The 18,882-nt window shown below is 72.7% G+C and carries 18 protein-coding genes and 1 riboswitch; of the genes, 9 read left to right on the top strand and 9 right to left on the bottom strand.

What is annotated here, in order from left to right; all coding sequences use genetic code 11:
* Positions 1-82 precede the first annotated feature (82 nt).
* Complete coding sequence (locus tag B085_RS0127055; RefSeq protein WP_018561744.1) at positions 83-1,519, bottom strand: gamma-aminobutyraldehyde dehydrogenase; 1,437 nt, start codon at positions 1,517-1,519, stop codon at positions 83-85.
* A gap of 225 nt (positions 1,520-1,744) precedes the next feature.
* On the opposite strand from B085_RS0127055, the gene B085_RS0127050 reads away from it, so the two are divergent.
* From B085_RS0127050 to B085_RS0127030, 5 genes are all read left to right on the top strand, one after another.
* Positions 1,745-2,188, top strand: coding sequence for an Lrp/AsnC family transcriptional regulator (locus B085_RS0127050; protein WP_018561743.1), 444 nt, complete (start codon positions 1,745-1,747; stop codon positions 2,186-2,188).
* Between the two features lie 2 nt (positions 2,189-2,190).
* The gene (locus tag B085_RS0127045; RefSeq protein WP_018561742.1) at positions 2,191-3,552 is read left to right on the top strand and encodes an aspartate aminotransferase family protein; all 1,362 of its coding nucleotides are present in this window, start codon (positions 2,191-2,193) and stop codon (positions 3,550-3,552) included.
* Positions 3,553-3,761: 209 nt separating this feature from the next.
* Positions 3,762-4,487, top strand: coding sequence for an ABC transporter ATP-binding protein (locus B085_RS0127040; protein WP_018561741.1), 726 nt, complete (start codon positions 3,762-3,764; stop codon positions 4,485-4,487).
* Complete coding sequence (locus B085_RS0127035) at positions 4,469-5,623, top strand: hypothetical protein (RefSeq protein WP_018561740.1); 1,155 nt, start codon at positions 4,469-4,471, stop codon at positions 5,621-5,623. Before B085_RS0127040 ends, B085_RS0127035 begins: the two co-directional genes overlap by 19 nt.
* Before the next feature lie 46 nt (positions 5,624-5,669).
* Complete coding sequence (locus B085_RS0127030) at positions 5,670-6,791, top strand: LOG family protein (protein WP_018561739.1); 1,122 nt, start codon at positions 5,670-5,672, stop codon at positions 6,789-6,791.
* A 126-nt stretch (positions 6,792-6,917) separates the two neighbouring features.
* On the opposite strand, the gene B085_RS0127025 is transcribed toward B085_RS0127030, so the two are convergent.
* From B085_RS0127025 to B085_RS43900, 5 genes are all read right to left on the bottom strand, one after another.
* The gene (locus B085_RS0127025) at positions 6,918-7,943 is read right to left on the bottom strand and encodes an ABC transporter ATP-binding protein (protein ID WP_018561738.1); all 1,026 of its coding nucleotides are present in this window, start codon (positions 7,941-7,943) and stop codon (positions 6,918-6,920) included.
* Entirely contained in the window at positions 7,943-9,556 is a 1,614-nt protein-coding gene (locus tag B085_RS0127020; RefSeq protein ID WP_026251483.1) for an ABC transporter permease, read from the bottom strand. Before B085_RS0127020 ends, B085_RS0127025 begins: the two co-directional genes overlap by 1 nt.
* Before the next feature lie 68 nt (positions 9,557-9,624).
* On the bottom strand, positions 9,625-10,710 hold the full coding sequence (locus tag B085_RS0127015; protein WP_018561736.1) for a thiamine ABC transporter substrate-binding protein: 1,086 nt from the start codon (positions 10,708-10,710) through the stop codon (positions 9,625-9,627).
* A riboswitch (TPP riboswitch) is annotated at positions 10,702-10,806 on the bottom strand. It overlaps the preceding gene by 9 nt.
* A gap of 67 nt (positions 10,807-10,873) precedes the next feature.
* Positions 10,874-11,980: a 23S rRNA (adenine(2503)-C(2))-methyltransferase RlmN gene (rlmN, locus tag B085_RS0127010; protein WP_018561735.1), complete on the bottom strand. Its 1,107-nt coding sequence runs from the start codon at positions 11,978-11,980 to the stop codon at positions 10,874-10,876.
* A 320-nt stretch (positions 11,981-12,300) separates the two neighbouring features.
* The gene (locus B085_RS43900; RefSeq protein WP_026251482.1) at positions 12,301-12,684 is read right to left on the bottom strand and encodes a hypothetical protein; all 384 of its coding nucleotides are present in this window, start codon (positions 12,682-12,684) and stop codon (positions 12,301-12,303) included.
* Between the two features lie 467 nt (positions 12,685-13,151).
* Here B085_RS43900 and B085_RS45905 point away from each other — a divergent pair, with 467 nt between their 5' ends.
* The 3 genes from B085_RS45905 to B085_RS51040 all read left to right on the top strand — a co-directional run bounded on the left by B085_RS45905 (position 13,152) and on the right by B085_RS51040 (position 15,648).
* Positions 13,152-14,000 (top strand): hypothetical protein, encoded by an 849-nt coding sequence (locus B085_RS45905; RefSeq protein ID WP_158689836.1) that lies wholly within the window; start codon positions 13,152-13,154, stop codon positions 13,998-14,000.
* 250 nt (positions 14,001-14,250) lie between these two features.
* On the top strand, positions 14,251-15,219 hold the full coding sequence (locus tag B085_RS43890; protein WP_018561732.1) for a hypothetical protein: 969 nt from the start codon (positions 14,251-14,253) through the stop codon (positions 15,217-15,219).
* Positions 15,220-15,300: 81 nt separating this feature from the next.
* Positions 15,301-15,648, top strand: coding sequence for a hypothetical protein (locus tag B085_RS51040; RefSeq protein ID WP_018561731.1), 348 nt, complete (start codon positions 15,301-15,303; stop codon positions 15,646-15,648).
* Between the two features lie 69 nt (positions 15,649-15,717).
* Here the strand turns inward: B085_RS51040 and B085_RS0126985 are convergent, their stop codons facing one another.
* Positions 15,718-16,095 (bottom strand): DUF6233 domain-containing protein, encoded by a 378-nt coding sequence (locus B085_RS0126985; protein WP_018561730.1) that lies wholly within the window; start codon positions 16,093-16,095, stop codon positions 15,718-15,720.
* A gap of 189 nt (positions 16,096-16,284) precedes the next feature.
* Between B085_RS0126985 and B085_RS0126980 the strand changes: the two genes are divergently transcribed.
* Positions 16,285-17,124, top strand: coding sequence for a sulfurtransferase (locus B085_RS0126980; protein WP_018561729.1), 840 nt, complete (start codon positions 16,285-16,287; stop codon positions 17,122-17,124).
* A gap of 21 nt (positions 17,125-17,145) precedes the next feature.
* Here B085_RS0126980 and B085_RS0126975 read toward each other — a convergent pair whose 3' ends face one another.
* The gene (locus B085_RS0126975) at positions 17,146-18,147 is read right to left on the bottom strand and encodes a phosphatidate cytidylyltransferase (RefSeq protein WP_078620078.1); all 1,002 of its coding nucleotides are present in this window, start codon (positions 18,145-18,147) and stop codon (positions 17,146-17,148) included.
* 115 nt (positions 18,148-18,262) lie between these two features.
* On the bottom strand, positions 18,263-18,820 hold the full coding sequence (gene frr, locus B085_RS0126970; RefSeq protein ID WP_026251481.1) for a ribosome recycling factor: 558 nt from the start codon (positions 18,818-18,820) through the stop codon (positions 18,263-18,265).
* Positions 18,821-18,882: the final 62 nt, after the last annotated feature.

Genomic DNA, 18,882 nt, shown 5'->3' with positions numbered 1-18,882 from the left:
GTCCGGAGCGTACGCGCACATGCCGCGGCCCCGGACGCGGGGGTCGCTCCGGGGCCGTGGCGTGGGGTCGCGCCCCGCGGCGTCAGCCGTCCAGGGACGTCATGACGTGCTTGATGCGGGTGTAGTCCTCGAAGCCGTAGGCGGAGAGGTCCTTGCCGTAGCCGGACTTCTTGAAGCCGCCGTGCGGCATCTCGGCGACCAGCGGGATGTGGGTGTTGATCCACACGCAGCCGAAGTCGAGGCGCTTGGACATGCGCATCGCACGGGCGTGGTCCTTGGTCCACACCGAGGAGGCCAGGGCGTACTCGACGCCGTTCGCCCACTCGACGGCCTGGTCCTCGTCCGAGAAGGACTGGACGGTGATGACCGGGCCGAACACCTCGTTCTGGATGATCTCGTCGTCCTGCCGGAGGCCGGAGACGACGGTCGGGGCGTAGAAGTAGCCCTTCTCGCCGACGCGGTGGCCGCCGGCCTCGACCTTGGCGTGCGCGGGGAGGCGCTCGATGAAGCCGGTGACCTGGGCGAGCTGGTTGGCGTTGTTCAGCGGGCCGTACAGCACGTCCTCGTCGTCCGCGGCGCCGGTCTTGGTGTCGGCGGCGGTCTTGGCGAGCTGGGCCACGAACTCGTCGTGGATCGACTCGTGCACCAGGACGCGGGTGGCGGCGGTGCAGTCCTGGCCGGCGTTGAAGTAGCCGGCGACGGCGATGTCCTCGACCGCCTTGGCGATGTCGGTGTCCTGGAAGACCACGACCGGGGCCTTGCCGCCGAGTTCGAGGTGGACCCGCTTGACGTCCTTGGCGGCGCTGCCGGCCACCTGGATGCCGGCGCGGACCGAACCGGTGATGGAGGCCATCGCCGGGGTCGGGTGCTCGACCATCAGCCGGCCCGTCTCGCGGTCGCCGCAGACGACGTTGAAGACGCCCTTGGGCAGGATCCCGCCGATGATCTCGGCGATCAGCACGGTGGAGGCCGGGGTGGTGTCCGACGGCTTCAGCACGACCGTGTTGCCCGCGGCGATCGCCGGGGCGAACTTCCACACGGCCATCATCATGGGGTAGTTCCACGGGGCGACCTGGGCGCAGACGCCGACCGGCTCGCGGCGGACGATCGAGGTCATGCCCTCCATGTACTCGCCGGCCGAGCGGCCCTCGAGCAGGCGGGCGGCACCCGCGAAGAAGCGGATCTGGTCGACCATCGGAGGGATCTCCTCGCTGGCCGTCAGCCCGATCGGCTTGCCGGTGTTCTCGCTCTCGACGGCCACCAGCTCGTCCGCGCGCGCCTCGAAGGCGTCCGCGATCCTCAGCAGCGCCTTCTGGCGCTCGGAGGGCGTCGTGTCGCGCCAGGCCGGGAAGGCGGCCGCGGCCGCGGCCATGGCCGCGTCGACATCGGCGGCGGCGGAGAGCGGCGCGGTCGCGTAGACCTCGCCGGTGGCGGGGTTCACCACGTCGGTGGTGCGCCCGTCGGCGGCGTCGCGGAATTCTCCGTTGATGTGGTTGCGCAAGGTACGGAGCTCGCTCACTGCACCTCTCCCTGTTCCTGTCCGATGTGTGAGACGGCCACCAGCCTACCTGCAGCACTGCGGTATTCGACATAGCCGAAACTCCGAAACAATGGATTCCGTGAGATTCGAGCCCCAGAACCACGGATTTCATCGATCGGGGGTTGCGTGACGGCTGACCTCTCGTGCAGAGTGGGGTGCGTGGCCACTCGTACTCCGGATCACAGGGGCGCCAACGGTGCCTTCGTGATCGATTCCGTCTCCAAGGCGATCATCGAACAGCTCCAGGAGGACGGCAGGCGTCCGTACGCCGCCATCGGCAAGGCCGTGGGCCTGTCCGAGGCGGCCGTGCGGCAGCGCGTCCAGAAGCTGCTCGACCAGGGCGTCATGCAGATCGTCGCCGTCACCGACCCGCTCACCGTGGGGTTCCGGCGGCAGGCGATGGTCGGCATCAACGTCGAGGGCGACATCGAACCCGTCGCCGACGCGCTGGCGGAGATGACGGAGGTCGAGTACGTCGTCGTGACCGCGGGCTCCTTCGACCTGCTGATCGAGATCGTCTGCGAGGACGACGACCATCTCCTGGAGACGATCAACAAGCGGATCCGCACGCTGCCCGGCGTGCGGTCCACCGAGAGCTTCGTCTACCTCAAGCTCCGGAAGCAGACCTACACCTGGGGAACCAGATAGCCATGAGCGCGGACCTTTCCAAGACCGCGTACGACCACCTGTGGATGCACTTCACCCGCATGTCGTCGTACGAGAACGCCCCTGTGCCGACCATCGTGCGCGGCGAGGGCACGTACATCTACGACGACAAGGGCAAGCGGTACATCGACGGCCTCGCGGGGCTGTTCGTGGTCAACGCCGGCCACGGCCGCGTGGAGCTCGCCGAGACCGCCTACAAGCAGGCCCAGGAGCTCGCCTTCTTCCCGGTGTGGAGCTACGCCCACCCCAAGGCCGTCGAACTCGCCGAGCGCCTGGCCGACTACGCCCCCGGCGACCTCAACAAGGTCTTCTTCACCACCGGCGGCGGCGAGGCCGTAGAGACCGCCTGGAAGCTCGCCAAGCAGTACTTCAAACTCAAGGGCAAGCCGACCAAGTACAAGGTCATCTCGCGTGCCGTCGCCTACCACGGCACTCCGCAGGGCGCCCTGTCCATCACCGGCCTGCCGGGCCTGAAGGCCCCCTTCGAGCCGCTGGTGCCCGGCGCCCACAAGGTGCCGAACACCAACATCTACCGCGCCCCGCTCTTCGGTGACGACCCCGAGGCCTTCGGCCGCTGGGCCGCCGACCAGATCGAGCAGGAGATCCTCTTCGAGGGGCCCGACACCGTCGCGGCCGTCTTCCTGGAGCCGGTGCAGAACGCCGGCGGCTGCTTCCCGCCCCCGCCCGGGTACTTCCAGCGGGTCCGCGAGATCTGCGACCAGTACGACGTGCTGCTCGTCTCCGACGAGGTCATCTGCGCCTTCGGCCGGCTCGGCACGATGTTCGGCTGCGACAAGTTCGGCTACGTGCCGGACATGATCACCTGCGCCAAGGGCATGACCTCGGGCTACTCCCCCATCGGCGCGTGCATCATCTCCGACCGCATCGCCGAGCCCTTCTACAAGGGCGACAACACCTTCCTGCACGGCTACACCTTCGGCGGCCACCCGGTGTCGTCGGCCGTCGCCCTCGCCAACTTCGACATCTTCGAGCGCGAGCAGCTCAACCAGCACGTGCTCGACAACGAGGACGCCTTCCGCGCCACCCTGGAGAAGCTGCTCGACCTGCCGATCGTCGGCGACATCCGCGGGAACGGCTTCTTCTACGGCATCGAACTGGTGAAGGACAAGGTCACCAAGGAGACCTTCACCGACGAGGAGACCGAGCGCGTCCTGTACGGCTTCCTCAGCAAGGCGCTCTTCGAGAACGGCCTCTACTGCCGCGCCGACGACCGCGGCGACCCGGTCGTCCAGCTCGCGCCGCCGCTGATCGCCGACCAGTCGACGTTCGACGAGATCGAGGGCGTCCTGCGCACCGTCCTCACGGAGGCCTGGACCAAGCTCTGACGGTCCCCCTCGCCACCCCGGGCCGGGTCACGCGTCACGCGTGCCCCGGCCCGTCGGCGTCCGCGCGGGCGGGACGCCGTCAGGGGCCGGGGCGTACGCCGCACGGGTGGGCGCGGGCGCGGGACACGCCCCGGTGACCCCGGGTGGGGGCCGTGCGGCGCGTACGGTGCCGCAGTGACCCGGACTCCCCGCGTTCGTTAGAGGCCAACGTGAACCCACCCGACAACGACGTGCTGTGGGCCCGCGGCCTGCGCCACGCGCACGACCGCTCACCCGCTCTGCTCGGCGTGTCCCTCGGCGTGCGTGAGGGCGAGATCCTCGGCGTCCTCGGCCCGCACGGCGCGGGCAAGACCACCCTGCTGCGCTGCCTGTCCGGCGAACTGCTCCCCGAGCAGGGCGAGGTGTGGTTCAACAGCTCCCCTGTGCACACCCTCGGCGCGACCGCCCGCGAGCGGCTGCGCCGTGAGCGCTTCGGCTGGATCGACAGCAGCCCGCAGCTGCTCCCCGAACTGACCGTCCGGGAGAACGCCGCGCTGCCGCTCCTGTTGTGCGGTGTCCCGTACCGCACGGCCCGCGCGGACGCGCAGGAGTGGCTGGACCGGCTGGACATCGGCGGGGCCGCCCGCAAGCGGCCCGGCAGGCTGCTGCAGGCCGAGCGGCAGCGGGTGGCGATCGCCCGCGCCCTGGTCAACCGGCCGTCGGTGGTCTTCGCCGACGAACCGACCGCCCCGCTGCACCGCGCGGACCGCGCCCAGGTGCTGCGGATACTGACCAGCGCCGCCCGCTCTCACGGCATCACCGTGGTGCTGGCGTCCAACGAGCCCGAGGTCGTCTCCCTCGCCGACCGGGTGGTCACCCTCGTCGACGGCCGCTTCACGGCCGGCATGCCCCAACAGGAGCGGGAGGACGCCGACTCGTGCTCAGCCTCCGTGTAGCCCTCGGCTCCCGGCCGGAGGTGCTGCTGCGCCGGCTGCTGGTCGTCGCGGCGGCCGCGGGCACCGGGTTCCTGCTGCTCGCCGTTCTCGGTCACGCCCTCGCGCACCCCGCGCCCGCACCGGACGGCCTGGTCCCGCTGCTGTGGTGCGCTGCGCCGTTCGCCGCCACCGTCCACCTGTCGGTGCTCGTGGCCCGTACGGAGCCGAGCGGACGGCTGCACGCGGGCCTGGCCGCCGCCGGGCTCGGACGGCACGGGCTGCCCCTGCTGGCCGCGGCGAGCTCCGCCCTCAACTGCGGCCTGGGCGTCCTGATCGCGCTCCTGGGCTTCCTCTTCCTCCGCGGTGACCTGCCCGGCCCGCACCTCACCGGTGCCGCCGAGGCACTGGGCGCGGACCGGGAACTCCCGTTCGCGGGCGCGCTGACGCTGTCGGCCACACTGCCGCTGGTCGCGGCGGTCGCGGCCGCGGTCGTCCTGCGGCCGCGGCGGTCCCGTCAGGAGGAGCCCACCGGCCGCGAGGGCCGCACTCCTTCGGCCCTGCCGTGGGGCGCGGCTCTCGTGGCGATCGGCCTGGCCGTACAGATCTCCTCGGCCGGGGACGCCGGCGCCCCGGCGTCCGGGGGCACGCTCCCGCTGCCCGGCGGCCTCGGTCACGTCGCCCCGGCCGTCGTCGGCGGCTGGCTGCTGACGGCCATCGGCATGGTGCTGGCCATGCCGGGCCTGGTCCACCTGTGCGGACGGCTGCTGGCTGCGTACCGGCCCGGTGCCCTGCGGCTTCTGGCGGGGCGGGCCCTCCAGGAGGAGGCGGCGCTCGTGGGCCGCCCGCTGGGCGCCTTGTGCGCGGTGGCCGCCACCGCCCTCGCCGGCACGGGCCGGCTCGGCGCCGCGGCGCACCCCGTCGGGCCGCTCACCGCCCTGGGTGCCTTCCTGGTCGTCCTGTCGGCGGTCGCGACCGCCCTGACCGCGACGGTGGACGCCAAGCGCGCCCGCCGTCCCGCCACCGCCGCCCTCACCCGGCTCGGCGCACCCGCCGCCCTGCTGCGCAACGCGGCCGCCGTGCGGGCCCTCGCGGTCCTCGCCGTGGTGCTGCCGCTGACCCTGCTCGTCGCCCACCTGGGCACCCTGCCGCTGCCGTAGCGCCCTGCGGAGCCCCGCGGCGGCGGCCCCCGCCGCGGGCGCTAGGGTGACGGGCGTGCTGTCGCCGAACGATCCGAACGATCACGAGATAGAGACCCTCGAAGAGTTCGACCGCGTCGCCGCGTCGGGCTCGCTGCGCGGTCACCGCGTCCAGTCGGTCGACCTGACGACCCGTACGCCCGCCCTGATGTCCGCCGACATCGCCGAGGCCGTCTTCCTGGGCTGCCCCATGCAGCCGGAGGCGGCCGCCCACGTCCGCGCCGGCGGCGCCATGGTCTTCCCTCCGGTGCCCGACCTGCCCTTCGACCCGTACCGGGGCTCGCTCTACGGCCCCGACGCACTGTACGAGGGCCTCGTCGACGACGGCTACGAGGCGACGCCGGACGCCCGCGCCTACCAGTGGTTCCTGCGCACCCGGGGCAGCGGCGACATCTACGCGTCGATGCTCCGCAGCATCCACGACGACGCGGTCTCCGACGCCTTCGACGAACTCGTCGCGGACACCCGCGTCGTGGGCGTCATGGGCGGTCACGCCATGGAGCGCGGCACCGACGCGTACGCGGGCGCCGCCCGCCTCGGCCGGGCGCTGACCCGCGCGGGCCTGACCGTTGCCACGGGCGGCGGACCGGGCGCCATGGAGGCGGCCAACCTCGGCGCCTACGCGGCGCCCTTCGACGACGCGATGCTCGCCGAGGCCCTTGAGACGGTGGCCAAGGTCCCCTCCTTCCGCCCTTCCATCACGGACTGGGCGCGCGCCGCCTTCGACGTCCGCGACCGCCGGCCCGGCGGCGGCGCCTCCATCGGAGTGCCGACGTGGTTCTACGGGCACGAGCCGCCGAACGCCTTCGCCGAGCACATCGCCAAGTACTTCGCCAACGCCACCCGCGAGGACGGGCTGCTGGCCCGCTGCACCGCCGGGGTCGTCTTCCTGCCGGGCGCCGCGGGGACCGTGCAGGAGGTCTTCGACAACACCACGCCGAACTACTACGAGTCCCACGGCACCCCGCGCCCCATGGTGCTGGTCGACCGCGACCACTGGACCCGGCGCCTCCCGGCCTGGCCCCTTCTCCAGGCTCTGGCCGAAGGCCGCTCCATGGAATCGCGCATCGCGCTCGTCGACTCCGTCGAGGAAGCCCCGGAGGCACTGGCGCGCCTGACGCGGGGTTAGGCCGCGCTGTGGCTGTCGCGCCGTCTCGCGCCCTTCGGGCGCACAGCGGCGGGACAGCCGAACAGCCCGCCCGTGCCCACCCATCGGCACCGCCGCCCTCCCTGAGGCCCCAGTACTCAACAGGGCCTACCCGCCCAGGACCACGACCTCTTCCGCGCTGAACGAAACGCCGACCGTGTCGCCCTCCGCGGGGGCGTCGCGCGGGGCGCAGCCCGCCTCCAGCCGCGGGCCCTCCTCGGGGCGGAGCAGCAGGGTGACCCGGTCGCCGCGGAAGGTGCGCGCGAGCACGTCGCAGCGCAACCCGTCGGAGGGGCGGACGAGCCGTACGCCGGCGGGCCGGACGAGCAACCTCCCGGGGCCCTGCGGCGAGCCCGCGGGGACGGGGACCTTGCCCCAGGCGGTGTCGGCGGCCTCGCCGGTGACGGTGGCGGCCACCACGTTGTCGAAGCCGAGGAAGCGCGCGACGAACTCGGAGGCGGGCCGCTGCCACACCTCCAGCGGGGTACCGGCCTGCTCGACACGGCCCTCGCGCATGACGACGACCCGGTCGGCCAGCGCGAAGGCCTCGCTCTGGTCGTGCGTGACGGCCAGCACCGTCGTGCCCAGCCGCCGGAAGAGCCCGCGCAGCTCGACCACCAGGCGCTCGCGCAGGCCCCGGTCGAGCTGACCCAGCGGCTCGTCGAGCATGAGCAGCCGCGGCCCCGGCGCCAGGGCCCGGGCCAGGGCGACCCGCTGCTGCTCACCGCCGGACAGGGACGCGACCGCGCGCCGCTGCGCGCCGGGCAGCCCGACGAGCTCCAGCAACTCCGCGACGGTGCGCTCGCGCTCGGCACGGGCGGCGCCGCGCATGCGCAGACCGAAGTCGACGTTCCCGGCGACGTCGCGCTGCGGGAAGAGCTGGTGGTCCTGGAACATCAGGCCCACACCGCGCCGGTGCGCGGGAACTCCCGTCTGGTCGCGGCCGGCCAGCAGCACGCGCCCGGAGTCCAGCCGCTGCAGCCCGGCGACGACCCGCAGCAGCGTGGACTTCCCGCTGCCGCTGGGCCCGAGCACGCAGACCGTCTCGTGCTCGGAGACCTCCATGCCCACGCCGTCCAGGGCGGTGTGGCCGCCGAAGCGCACCGTGGCGCCGTCCAGTCGCAGCAGGGTCATCAGAACTCCCCCGACCTGTCGATGCGGATACGTTCCAGGGCCAGCAGCGCACCCGCGCACACCAGCATCAGCACGGTGCTGAGCGCCATCGCCTGGCCGTGGTTGAGCTCCCCGGCCCGCCCGAGGAAGCGGGCGACCGCGACCGGGAGGGTGGGGTTGTCGGGGCGGGCGATGAAGACGGTGGCGCCGAACTCTCCCAGGGACACGGCGAAGGCGAAGCCCGCCGCCACGAGCAGCGCCCGCCGCACCAGCGGCAGGTCGACCTCGCGCCACACCCGCAGAGGGGAGGCGCCGAGCACCGCCGCCGCCTCGCGCAGCCGGTCGTCCACGGCGCGGAGCACGGGCAGCATGGTGCGCACCACGAAGGGCACCCCGACCAGCGCCTGGGCGAGCGGCACCAGGATCCACGAGGAGCGCAGGTCCAGCGGCGGCTCGTCGAGGGTGATGAGGAAGCCGAAGCCGATGGTCACCGCCGAGGTGCCGAGCGGCAGCATCAGCAGGGCGTCGAAGCCCCGCACGAGGCGCCCGGCGCGCCGGGTGAGGGCGGCCGCGGCCAGCCCGCCGACGACCAGCGCGATCACGGTGGCGGCGGCCGCGTACTGGAGCGAGTTCCAGACCGCGGCGACCGGCGCCACCAGGAAGGTCCCGCCGCTTCCGGCCGCCGAGCCCAGCGCCCGGTAGTAGCCGATGCCGTAGCCGTCGGGTCCGTGCAGCGAGCGCTCGGCCAGCACGCCCAGCGGCAGCAGGATCAGCAGCGCTGCGACGCCGAGCACGCCCGCCAGCAGCCCCCACTCGCCGGCGCCGCGCGGCCGCCGCGCGGTGCGGGCCGGGTCCACCAGCCGCAGCGCGCTCTCCCTGCGCCGTACCGTCCAGGCGTGCACGGCGAGGATCGCCGCGACGGCGGCGAACTGGACGGTCGTCAGCACGGCCGCCGTCGGGAGGTCCAGCAACTGCGCGGTCTCCCGGTAGATCTCCACCTCCAGGGTGGAGAAGGTGGGGCCGCCGAGGATCTGGATCACGCCGAAGGACGTGAAGGTGAAGAGGAAGACCATCAGCGCGGCCGCGGCGACCGCGGGGGCGAGGGCGGGCAGCGTCACCCTGCGCCAGGCCGCGAGCCGTCCCGCGCCCAGGACCCGCGCGGCCTCCTCCTGGCGGGGGTCGAGCTGCGCCCACAGCCCGCCCACGGTGCGTACGACCACGGCGTAGTTGAAGAAGACGTGCGCGAGGAGGATCGCCCAGACCGTGGTGTCCAGGCGCACCCCCCACAGTTCGTCGAGGAGCCCGCCACGCCCCAGCAGCGCGAGGAAGGCCGAGCCGACGACCACCGTCGGCAGCACGAAGGGCACGGTCACCACCGCGCGCAGCACCTGCTTGCCGGGGAAGTCGAAGCGCGCGAAGACGTACGCGCCGGGCAGCGCGATCGCCAGGGTGAGCGCGGTGGAGGCGGCCGCCTGCCAGCAGGTGAACCACAGCACGTGCAGGACGTCGGGCTCGCCCAGGACGTCCGCGAACCGGCCGAGCCGCCACCGCCCGCCCTCGCGGAGCCCGCGGGCGACGATGGCGGCGACCGGGTACCCGAAGAACAGCCCGAAGAAGGCGACCGGCACGGCCATCAGGCCGAGCCGTACGGCGAGCGGCCGGACGGCCACCGCCCGGGCGCGCCCGCCCCCGGCGGTCTTCGTTACTTCAGCACGAGCGAGGACCACGACTTGACCCACTGCTCCCGGTTCTCGGCGATCTTCTCCGGGGCGACGGTGGCCGGGTCGGCGACGACCGGCGCGTACTTGGTGAAGACCTCGGGCAGCTTCGCGTCGTCACGGACGGGGTTGACGAACATGTTGAGCGGCATGTCCTCCTGGAAGGCGCGGCTCAGCAGGAAGTCGACGAGCGCCTTGCCGCCCTCGGGGTTCTTCGCGCCCTTCAGCAGGCCGGCGAACTCCACCTGCCGGAAGCAGGTGCCGGTCGCGACACCGGTCGGCCCCTGTTCGGGCTGCGTCTTCAGCCCGAGCACCTCGGCGGGCGGGCTGGAGGCGTACGAGACGACCAGCGGCCTGTCGCCCTTGCCGCCACCGGCGCCGGAGAAGTTGTCGTAGTACGCCTGCTCCCAGCCGTCGACGACCTGGACGCCGTTCGCCTTGAGCTTCTTCCAGTACTCCTCCCAGCCCGCGTCGCCGTACTTCGCGGTGGTGGCGAGGAGGAAGGCGAGCCCCGGGGACGAGGTGGCGGCGTTCTCGGTGACCAGCAGGTCCCTGTACGCGGGCTTGACGAGGTCGTCGAGGCTCTCCGGCACCGGGAGGTTGTGCTCGGTGAAGTACTTCCGGTCGTAGTTGACGCAGACGTCGCCGAAGTCGATCGGGGTGACGCGGTGCTTCGCGGCGTCCGGCTGCAGCGCGGCGGGCACCTTGTCGAGGTCCTTGGCCTCGTACGGCTCGAACAGGTCGTTGTCGAGGGCCCGGGACAGCAGGGTGTTGTCGACGCCGAAGAAGACGTCGCCCTGCGGGTTGCCCTTGGACAGCACGGCCTGGTTGACGGCGGCGCCGGCGTCGCCGCCGCGCAGCACCTTGACGGTGTAGCCGGTCTGCTTCGTGAACGCCTTCAGCACGTCCTTCGACGCGGCGAAGGAGTCGTGGCTGACCAGGGTGACGGTCTTGGAGGGGGTGCCGCCCTTGGCGGCGTCCCCGCCGTCACTGCCGCATGCGGCGAGCGCGGTCGCGCCGATCGCGACGGCCAGTACGGTGCCGGCCGCACGCCGACGAGTGGTGCTCATGTGGTGACTCCCTACGCCGGTATGACCCGGATCAGGTCCGAGGGTCTGCGGCCGTGCCGCACTCTCAGCGCTTTCCGCGCTCCCCTGTCGGATGTTCTTTTGTGTGATGTGCGTGACGTCGCGGCGAACGGCCGCAAACGTCCGTCACCTTAGCAAGCGCTGGTCAGCGCTCGGAAGCCGCCAGCTGACCGCAGGCGCCGTCGATCTCCTGCCCCCGGGTGTCCCGGACGGTCACCGGGACGCCGTGCGCCTCCAGCGCCGCCACGAACGCCCGCTCGTCCTCGGGCCGCGAGGCCGTCCACTTCGAGCCGGGGGTCGGGTTGAGCGGGATCAGGTTGACGTGCACGCGGCGGCCCTTGAGCAGCCGGCCCAGCAGGTCGGCCCGCCATCCCTGGTCGTTGATGTCCCGGATCAGCGCGTACTCGATCGAGACCCGGCGCCCGGACACGTCCGCATAGTGCCACGCGGCGTCCAGCACCTCGCGCACCTTCCAGCGGGTGTTCACCGGCACCAGGGTGTCGCGCAGTTCGTCGTCGGGCGCGTGCAGCGACACCGCGAGCCGGCACTTGAAGCCCTCGTCGGCGAAGCGCAGCATCGCCGGGACCAGGCCCACCGTCGACACCGTGATGCCGCGCTGGGACAGCCCCAGCCCGTCCGGCTCCGGGTCGGTGAGCCGGCGGATGGCGCCGATGACGCGCTTGTAGTTCGCGAGCGGCTCGCCCATGCCCATGAACACGATGTTCGACAGCCGCGCCGGTCCGCCCGGGATCTCCCCGTCCCGCAGCGAGCGCATGCCCGCCACGATCTGGTGCACGATCTCCCCGGTCGACAGGTTCCGGTCCAGACCGGCCTGGCCGGTGGCGCAGAACGGGCAGTTCATGCCGCAGCCCGCCTGCGAGCTGATGCACATCGTCACGCGGTCCGGGTAGCGCATCAGCACCGACTCGACCAGCGTCCCGTCGAACAGCCGCCACAGCGTCTTGCGGGTGGTGTCGTTGTCGGTGCTGCTGTGCCTCACCACGGACATCAGGTCCGGCAGCAGCCCCTCGGCGAGCTTCCCCCGCGCCGCCGCCGGGATGTCCGTCCAGGCGGCGGGGTCATCGGCGTACCGCGCGAAGTAGTGCTGCGACAGCTGCTTGGCGCGGAACGGCTTCTCCCCCAGCTCCGCGACCGCCTCCCGGCGCTCCTCGGGCGAAAGATCGGCAAGGTGCCGCGGCGGCCTCTTGGCTCCGCGCGGCGCGACGAATGTGAGTTCTCCGGGTGCAGGCATGGTTCACCCAGTGTCGCAGATCAAATAAGCCCGCCCAGGTCAGATGGGTGAGGCTCCCGTCACTCTCAGGTGCCTTCCGTCAGCCCTGGCCGACCTTGCACGGCCCACAGACGGCCCAGACGGTCGCGGTCCACGCTGCGAGGGGGTCGGCTGCGAGCAGCGGAAACAGCTGGATCCTGGCGTCCACGCCATCGAGCTGCATGTGTCCGGGCGCCTGCCAGGAACGCTCGGGGCCGGCCGACACACCGGAAATCTCGTGACGAGGGCGACCGCCATGATCACGACGAGCGCGAGCTCCAGGCCGACCGCCGCGGTGTTGATCAGGCTGACGAGACGGGTCGAGGCCACGGCGAGCACGGCCTGGACCAAGAGCACCACGAGCGTGATGACGCGCGCCGTGTCCTCGCCCGGCCGCATGCCGGCGAGCGGATGAAGGCCTGGCTCGCGAGGGTGTTGTCGATGGCGACCACGGCGATCGCCAGGTAGCAGAACGTCAGCCAGCCGAGCCCACAGCCGGCCTTCGGGTCGGCGAGCCGCGAGGCCCACTGGTACGAGGAGCCGCTGAGGGCGATGCGCCCCGCGAGCTGCGCGACCATCAGGGCCACCAGGGACTGCCCGACCGCGACGAGGATCCACAGCCGGATGCCGACGGGGCCCGCGTTCTGCAGCACGTCGCCGTAGGTGGAGAAGATGCCGACGGCCACGGAGACGAACGCGAACGAGATCGCGAAGACCTGGAAGGAGCCCAGAGTGCGTTTCAGCTCCTGCCGGTATCCCCTTCTTCGACGGACTTCTCGTCGGCCGACTCGTCCGTGGAGGCTTCCGCCACCTCAGCCACCTCTTCGCCGCTCGAGGCCCGGCGGTCCGGGCCTCTTCCGTTTTCTACCCGTATGTCATGAGCGGTGTCCTGCCTGCACCTTGAGCCCGCGCACCACTCGCTCCCCGCGAACGTTGGCCAGCGGTGTACGGCTCACGGGGGGTCAGGGTCTGTCGAGGCGCGGGGCGTCGATCGGGTGAGTGCGGCCCGGTGGGAGGGAACGGGCTGCGCCACTGGGATGACCTTGGCGCCGGACGCCGGTGGGCGCGGGTACGGATCCCGTCCACAGGGGCCCCAGCCCTGCCGGAAGCCCTCCGGCTCGGTGCCGGCCAGAGATCGACGAGGAGTGTCTCCATGCGTCCTGCAGACAGGACCCCGCCGCCCTGCGGGCGGTCCCTTCGACGGTTCGGACGACTCGCGCGCACGGTGGTGCCGGCGGCCCTGATCGCCACCGCGATATCCGCGGGCTCCCTGACGACGGCTCAGGCCGTGGGCACGGACGGTACGAACACGCCCTCGGCATCGACGTCGGACTTCCCGTGGCCCGATCCGTACGACGACTACCCGTACCCCGACGGATACCTCGGCACCGACCCCGGACTCGGTAGCGGTCCCGGGCTCGGTAGCGGTCCGGGGCTCGGCCTCGGCCCGCTGCTCGGTTCCGGGCCTCTCCTCGGTTCGGGCCCCCTCCTCGGTTCCGGCCCGCTCCTCGACCCCGGTCGCGGACCTCTCCTGGGCCCCGGTACCAGCCCCATCGTCGAGACCGGTGCCGGTCCCGTCCTCGACCCCGCCGCTCCGCTCCTCGGCCCCGGCCGCGGGCCCTTCGTGGCCCCCTTCCCCGGCCCCGGCAGGCTCTCGGGGTGCGACATCGACTCGGCGGGCGTGGCCAATGCGAGCAACCGCGACTACTCCGTCGCCGTGGTCCGCGGCCGGACGTTCGTGGGGCAGCGCGACACCACCCCGGTGGGCGGCGGCACGTACACCTGGCAGGACCTCAGCGGGCTCCCCGGATACCCCGTCACCGGGGTGTGCGGCGCGAGCGTGAGCGCCTCCTCGACGGCGGAGCTGTCGGTGAAGGTCGTCACCTTCCGCGGCGACATGGCGGAGAACCGCTGCAACACCGCCGGCGCCCTGCCGGTCTGCGGTGTCTGGAACCCGCTGCAGGGGCCCCTCCAGCCGCCGCCCCCGATCGCCATCCCCTGACCCGCCCGTCGACGGCCCGTCGCAGCGGCCGCCCGCCGGATGGCGGGCACCGGACTGGCCGGTCGTACGAGGGACCGTCGTCCCGGAACGGGTACCGCCTGTGCGGCGGACGGCGGGAACCGGCCGCTCACCCGGGCAACCGGGAGGCGGCCCAGCCCGACCATGGGTAGGAACAACGTCGATGTGGCCCGAACCGGGCGGGAATTCCCTCCGGTCCGGCTCGGGCCCGACGTCGACGAGGAGTCTCCCCATGAGTCCTGCGGACAGGACCGCTCCGTCCTCCTGGCGGCTGTCGCGGTGGTACGGACGGCTCACCGGCACGGTCGTGCCCGTGGCCCTCGCCGTCACCGCGCTCTCGGCCGCCGCCCTCGTCCCGGCGCGGGCCGCCGGCAGGGATCATCGGCCGGCGGCGGATCCGGCCGCCGTCCGTGAGTGGAACGCCATCGCCACGGACGTCATCGGCACCAACCTCGGCGCGACCCGTCCCTCCGGACAGGCGGTCGTCTGGCACGGGTTCGTCTCGGTCGCCGTCTACAACGCCGTGGTCGGCATCGAGGGGCGCTGGGCGCCCTACAAGTGGCACGCCCGCGGACCCGCCGGCGCGTCGCCTGAAGCGGCGGCCGTGACCGCCGCGCACGACGTCCTGCTCTCCGACTTCCCCGCCTCCCGGGCGCTGCTCGACGCGGCGTACACGGGCTCCCTGGCGAGGATCCCCGACGGCGACGCCGAACGGCAGGGCGTGGCCTTCGGAGCGCGCGCCGCCGAGCACGTCAGCCGGCTGCGGGAAGGGGACGGCCGGTTCGCGACCGTGGACTTCACCCTTCCGCCGGCTCCCGGCGTCTGGCGGCCCACCCCGCCGGGGAACCTGCCCTTCATCGACACCTGGCTCGCCCGGCTGCGCCCGCTGCTGCTCGCCTCCCCCTCCCGATTCCGTCCCGGCCCGCCGCCCGCCCTGGCCTCCGCCCGCTACGCCCGGGACGTGAACGAGGTGCGGACCATGGGCGCGTTGACGGGTTCGCTCCGCACCGCGCGGCAGACCGAGACCGCCCTGTTCTTCGGGGGCAACCTGGCCGTCCAGCTCCAGGCCGCCTACCGCGACCACAGCGCCCGCCACGGTCTCGACATCGCCGACACGGCACGGCTGTTCGCCGCGGCGAACGCCACGGCGACCGACGCCGTCATCACGGCGTGGGACGCCAAGCTCCACTACGGTTCCTAGCGGCCGATCACCGCCGTCCGGCTCTCCGGCGCCGACGGCAACCCGGCGACCGAGCCGGATCCGCAGTGGCAGCCGCTGCTCGTGACACCACCGCACCCCGACCACATCAGCGGGCACGCCGCGGTCGCCGGCGCGGTGGCCCAGACCCTGGCGGGACTCTTCGGCACGACCCGCCTCGATCTCACCTTCGCCTCCGACGCCACAGGCACCACACGCCACTACGACGACGCCGTTCGGTTCAACCAGGACATGATCGACGCGCGCGTCTGGGCCGGCATCCACACCCGCACGGCGGACACCGAGGGCTGCCTCGCGGGGGCCCGCGTCGCCCGCTGGGCCCTCGCCCACCACTTCGGTCCCCTCCACCCGGCGCACCCCCGCTCCTCCCCGCCGCTTCCGCGAACGTGCCCGAAGACGGGGGCGAGTTGACACTCCCCCAGCACAGTCGGCGACCTGACGGACCATCGCACGCGGGTCCTCAGGACGTGCCGCCGGACCTCAGGAGGCCGGCTCCGCTTCCGGACGGCAGACCCCGCACGACGTGACGTCCGGCATGCCGAGGGCCACCTCGAACTCCTGCCGGTTCAGCCGTCCGCCCCCGGGAACCCGGCAGTCGTCGCGATGGAGGACACCCCGGCCCGAGCCGCCGCCCGGATCGGGCACGCTCTGCAGCCGCCAGGCGCGGGCGGGAGTGCGGGCGCCGCCAACCCCCCTGGCCCGCTGCGGAGCGCCGCCTCCGGCCTCCGCAGCCCCCGCCGCGACGGGAGCGGAACCGGACTCCGCCTCCTGGATCTTGGCGTCGACTGCGGCGATCTGCATCTGCAGATAGAGGCGTATCACCCGCAGGCGCTGCGGATCCGGAGGAAGCTCGTACACATGTTCGAGTGTAAGCGGCAGACGGATCGCCTTCCAGCGTCGCGGCCCGCCGCACCCTGCGACGGCCGTCACGCCGGGCCGCGACGGCGCAGGTCAGGGAGGCGGCCCACCGTGCTCCCGCCCAGTGGCCGCGACGGTGGCCTCAGCCCCGGGCTTCCCGGCCCGGCGGGGCTGCGCCAGGATGGACCGGTGGACACGATCATCAGCGCACAGGAGCTCGCCGCCGACCTGCACCAGGGCGCCGCGCCCGTGATCCTCGACGTCCGGTACGAGCGCGGCGGGCCGTCGGGGCGTGAGGCCTACGAGGCGGGCCACATCGCGGGCGCCGTCTACGTCGACCTGGAGGCGGACCTCGCGGGACCGCCGGGCCCTGCCGGCCGGCACCCGCTGCCGGACACCACGGTGTTCGAAGACGCGATGCGGCGCGCCGGGGTGCGCCGGGACAGCCGGGTGGTCGTCCACGACGGCGGCCAGGGCTGGGCCGCGGCACGGGCCTGGTGGATCCTGCGCTGGGCCGGGCACGGGGAGGTACGGGTGCTGGACGGCGGACTCCCCGCCTGGACGGCCACCGGAGGCGAACTGACCACCCGGGGCGCGGCACCGGAGCCCGGCGACTTCGAGGCCGCGCCGGACTCGCTGCCGGTGCTGAGCGCCGACGACGCGGCGGCGCTGGCCCGTACGGGCGTGCTGCTCGACGCGCGGGCGGCCGAGCGCTACCGGGGGGAGGTCGAGCCGCTGGATCCGGTGGGCGGCCACATCCCCGGCGCCGTGTCGGCTCCCACCGCGGGGAACGTCACCGCCGACGGCACCTTCCGTCCCACCCGCGAACTGGCCCGCCGGTTCGCCGCCCTGGGGGTCACCGAGGGCGGCGGCAGGGTCGGTGTCTACTGCGGGTCGGGGGTCTCGGCGGCACAGCAGGTGCTGGCTCTCGCCGTCGCCGGGATCGACGCCGCCCTGTACGTCGGCTCGTGGAGCGAGTGGAGCGCCGATCCCGCCCGGCCCGTGGCGACGGGACCGCTACCGGGCTGAACGCGGGGCGGCCCGGAAGAATCAGCCCGAGCCGACGAAGACGACGAGCAGCAGCCACACCACCGGAGCGGTCGGCAGCAACGAGTCGAGGCGGTCCATGATGCCGCCGTGGCCGGGCAGCAGCTTGCCCATGTCCTTGATGCCGAGGTCCCGCTTGATCATGGACTCGCCCAGGTCGCCCAGGGTGGCGCTGACGGCCACGGCGAGGCCCAGCAGCAGCCCCTGCCACCACCGGCCGTCGTCGATCAGGAACTCCATGGACAGAGCGCCCGCGACCATGGCGAAGCTGATCGCGCCGGCCAGGCCCTCACGGGTCTTGCCGGGGCTGATGCGGGGAGCGAGCTTGTGCGTGCCGAAGCGCCAGCCGACGGCGTAGGCACCGGTGTCGCTGATCACCGTGAGGAGCAGGAAGACGAACACCCGCCAGGGGCCGTCGCCCGCCGCGAGCATCATCACCACGAACGTGGCCAGGAACGGCACATAGAACGCGGCGAAGACCCCCGCCGTCACGTCGCGGAGGTAGTTCTCCGGTGGCTCCGTCATCCGCCACACCAGGACGGCGAGTGTGGTGAGCGCCATCGCCACCCACGCGCCCTCGGCGCCGCGCACATAGCCCGCGACGACCATGGCGGCGCCGCCGACGGCGAGCGGCACCAGCGGAGCCCTGATCTCCTTGCGCTCGGCAAGGCGCGAGGTGAGCTCCCACAGGCCCACCACGACCGCCGCGGCGACGACGCCCACGAAGACGGCCTTGACGATGAAGAGCGAGGCGATGATGACGACGCCGAGCCCGACGCCGACCCCTATCGCGGCGCGCAGATTGCGCCCCGCGCTCTTCTTCGCCCGGCCGCCGTTCCCACCCGCCGCCGAGGGCTGGGGCGTGGAACGGTCGGGCCGGGCGGAGTGCCGTTCCGGTTCGGGGGCGTCGTCGCGGAACAAGGGGCCGCCCATCCGGGTGCCCACCTCATCCTCGCCTCCCCAGGAACCGGTATGTGGCGAGGGCCCCCAAGAAGAGTCGTTCACGGAGTTTCGCCTCGCGTTTTCGTCCGGTCCGGGTCGGTCGGATGGATGGTCGGTTGGATGGGTGGCTCAGCCGCGGGCGTGCCGGGCCGAGGAGCGTATCCGGCGGTGCGCCGGATCAGACCTCCAGCAGCTCGGCTTCCTTGTGCTTGAGCAGCTCGTCGACCTGCGCCACGTACTTGTGGGTCGTGTCGTCGAGTTCCTTCTCCGCGCGGCGCACCTCGTCCTCGCCCGTCTCGCCGTCCTTGACGAGCTTGTCGAGGGTCTCCTTGGCCTTGCGGCGCACGCTGCGGATCGAGATCCGCGCGTCCTCCGCCTTGCCGCGGGCGACCTTGATGTACTCCTTGCGCCGCTCCTCGGTGAGCTGCGGGAAGACCACCCGGATGATACGGCCGTCGTTGGTCGGGTTGACACCCAGGTCCGAGTCCCGGATCGCCTGCTCGATGTTGCGCAGCGCCGAGTTGTCGAACGGGGTGATGACGGCCATCCGCGCCTCGGGCACCGCGAAGGAGGCGAGCTGGTTGATCGGGGTCGCGGCGCCGTAGTAGTCCGCCACGATCTTGTTGAACATCGCCGGGTGGGCACGACCGGTGCGGATCGCGGCGAAGTCCTCCTTGGCGACCACGACGGCCTTCTCCATCTTCTCCTCGGCTTCGAGGAGGGTCTCTTCAATCACCATGTGCTCCTGGTATTCAGAAGGCAGAGCCTCGGCCCTTGCGCGCGTCTTTCCTGCACGGT

Source organism: Streptomyces sp. BoleA5 (genome assembly GCF_000373665.1).
In the GTDB taxonomy this organism is placed as follows: Bacteria; Actinomycetota; Actinomycetes; order Streptomycetales; family Streptomycetaceae; genus Actinacidiphila.
The sequence above is the reverse complement of the archived record's forward strand: the minus strand, read 5'-3'. Positions and strand labels throughout refer to the sequence as shown.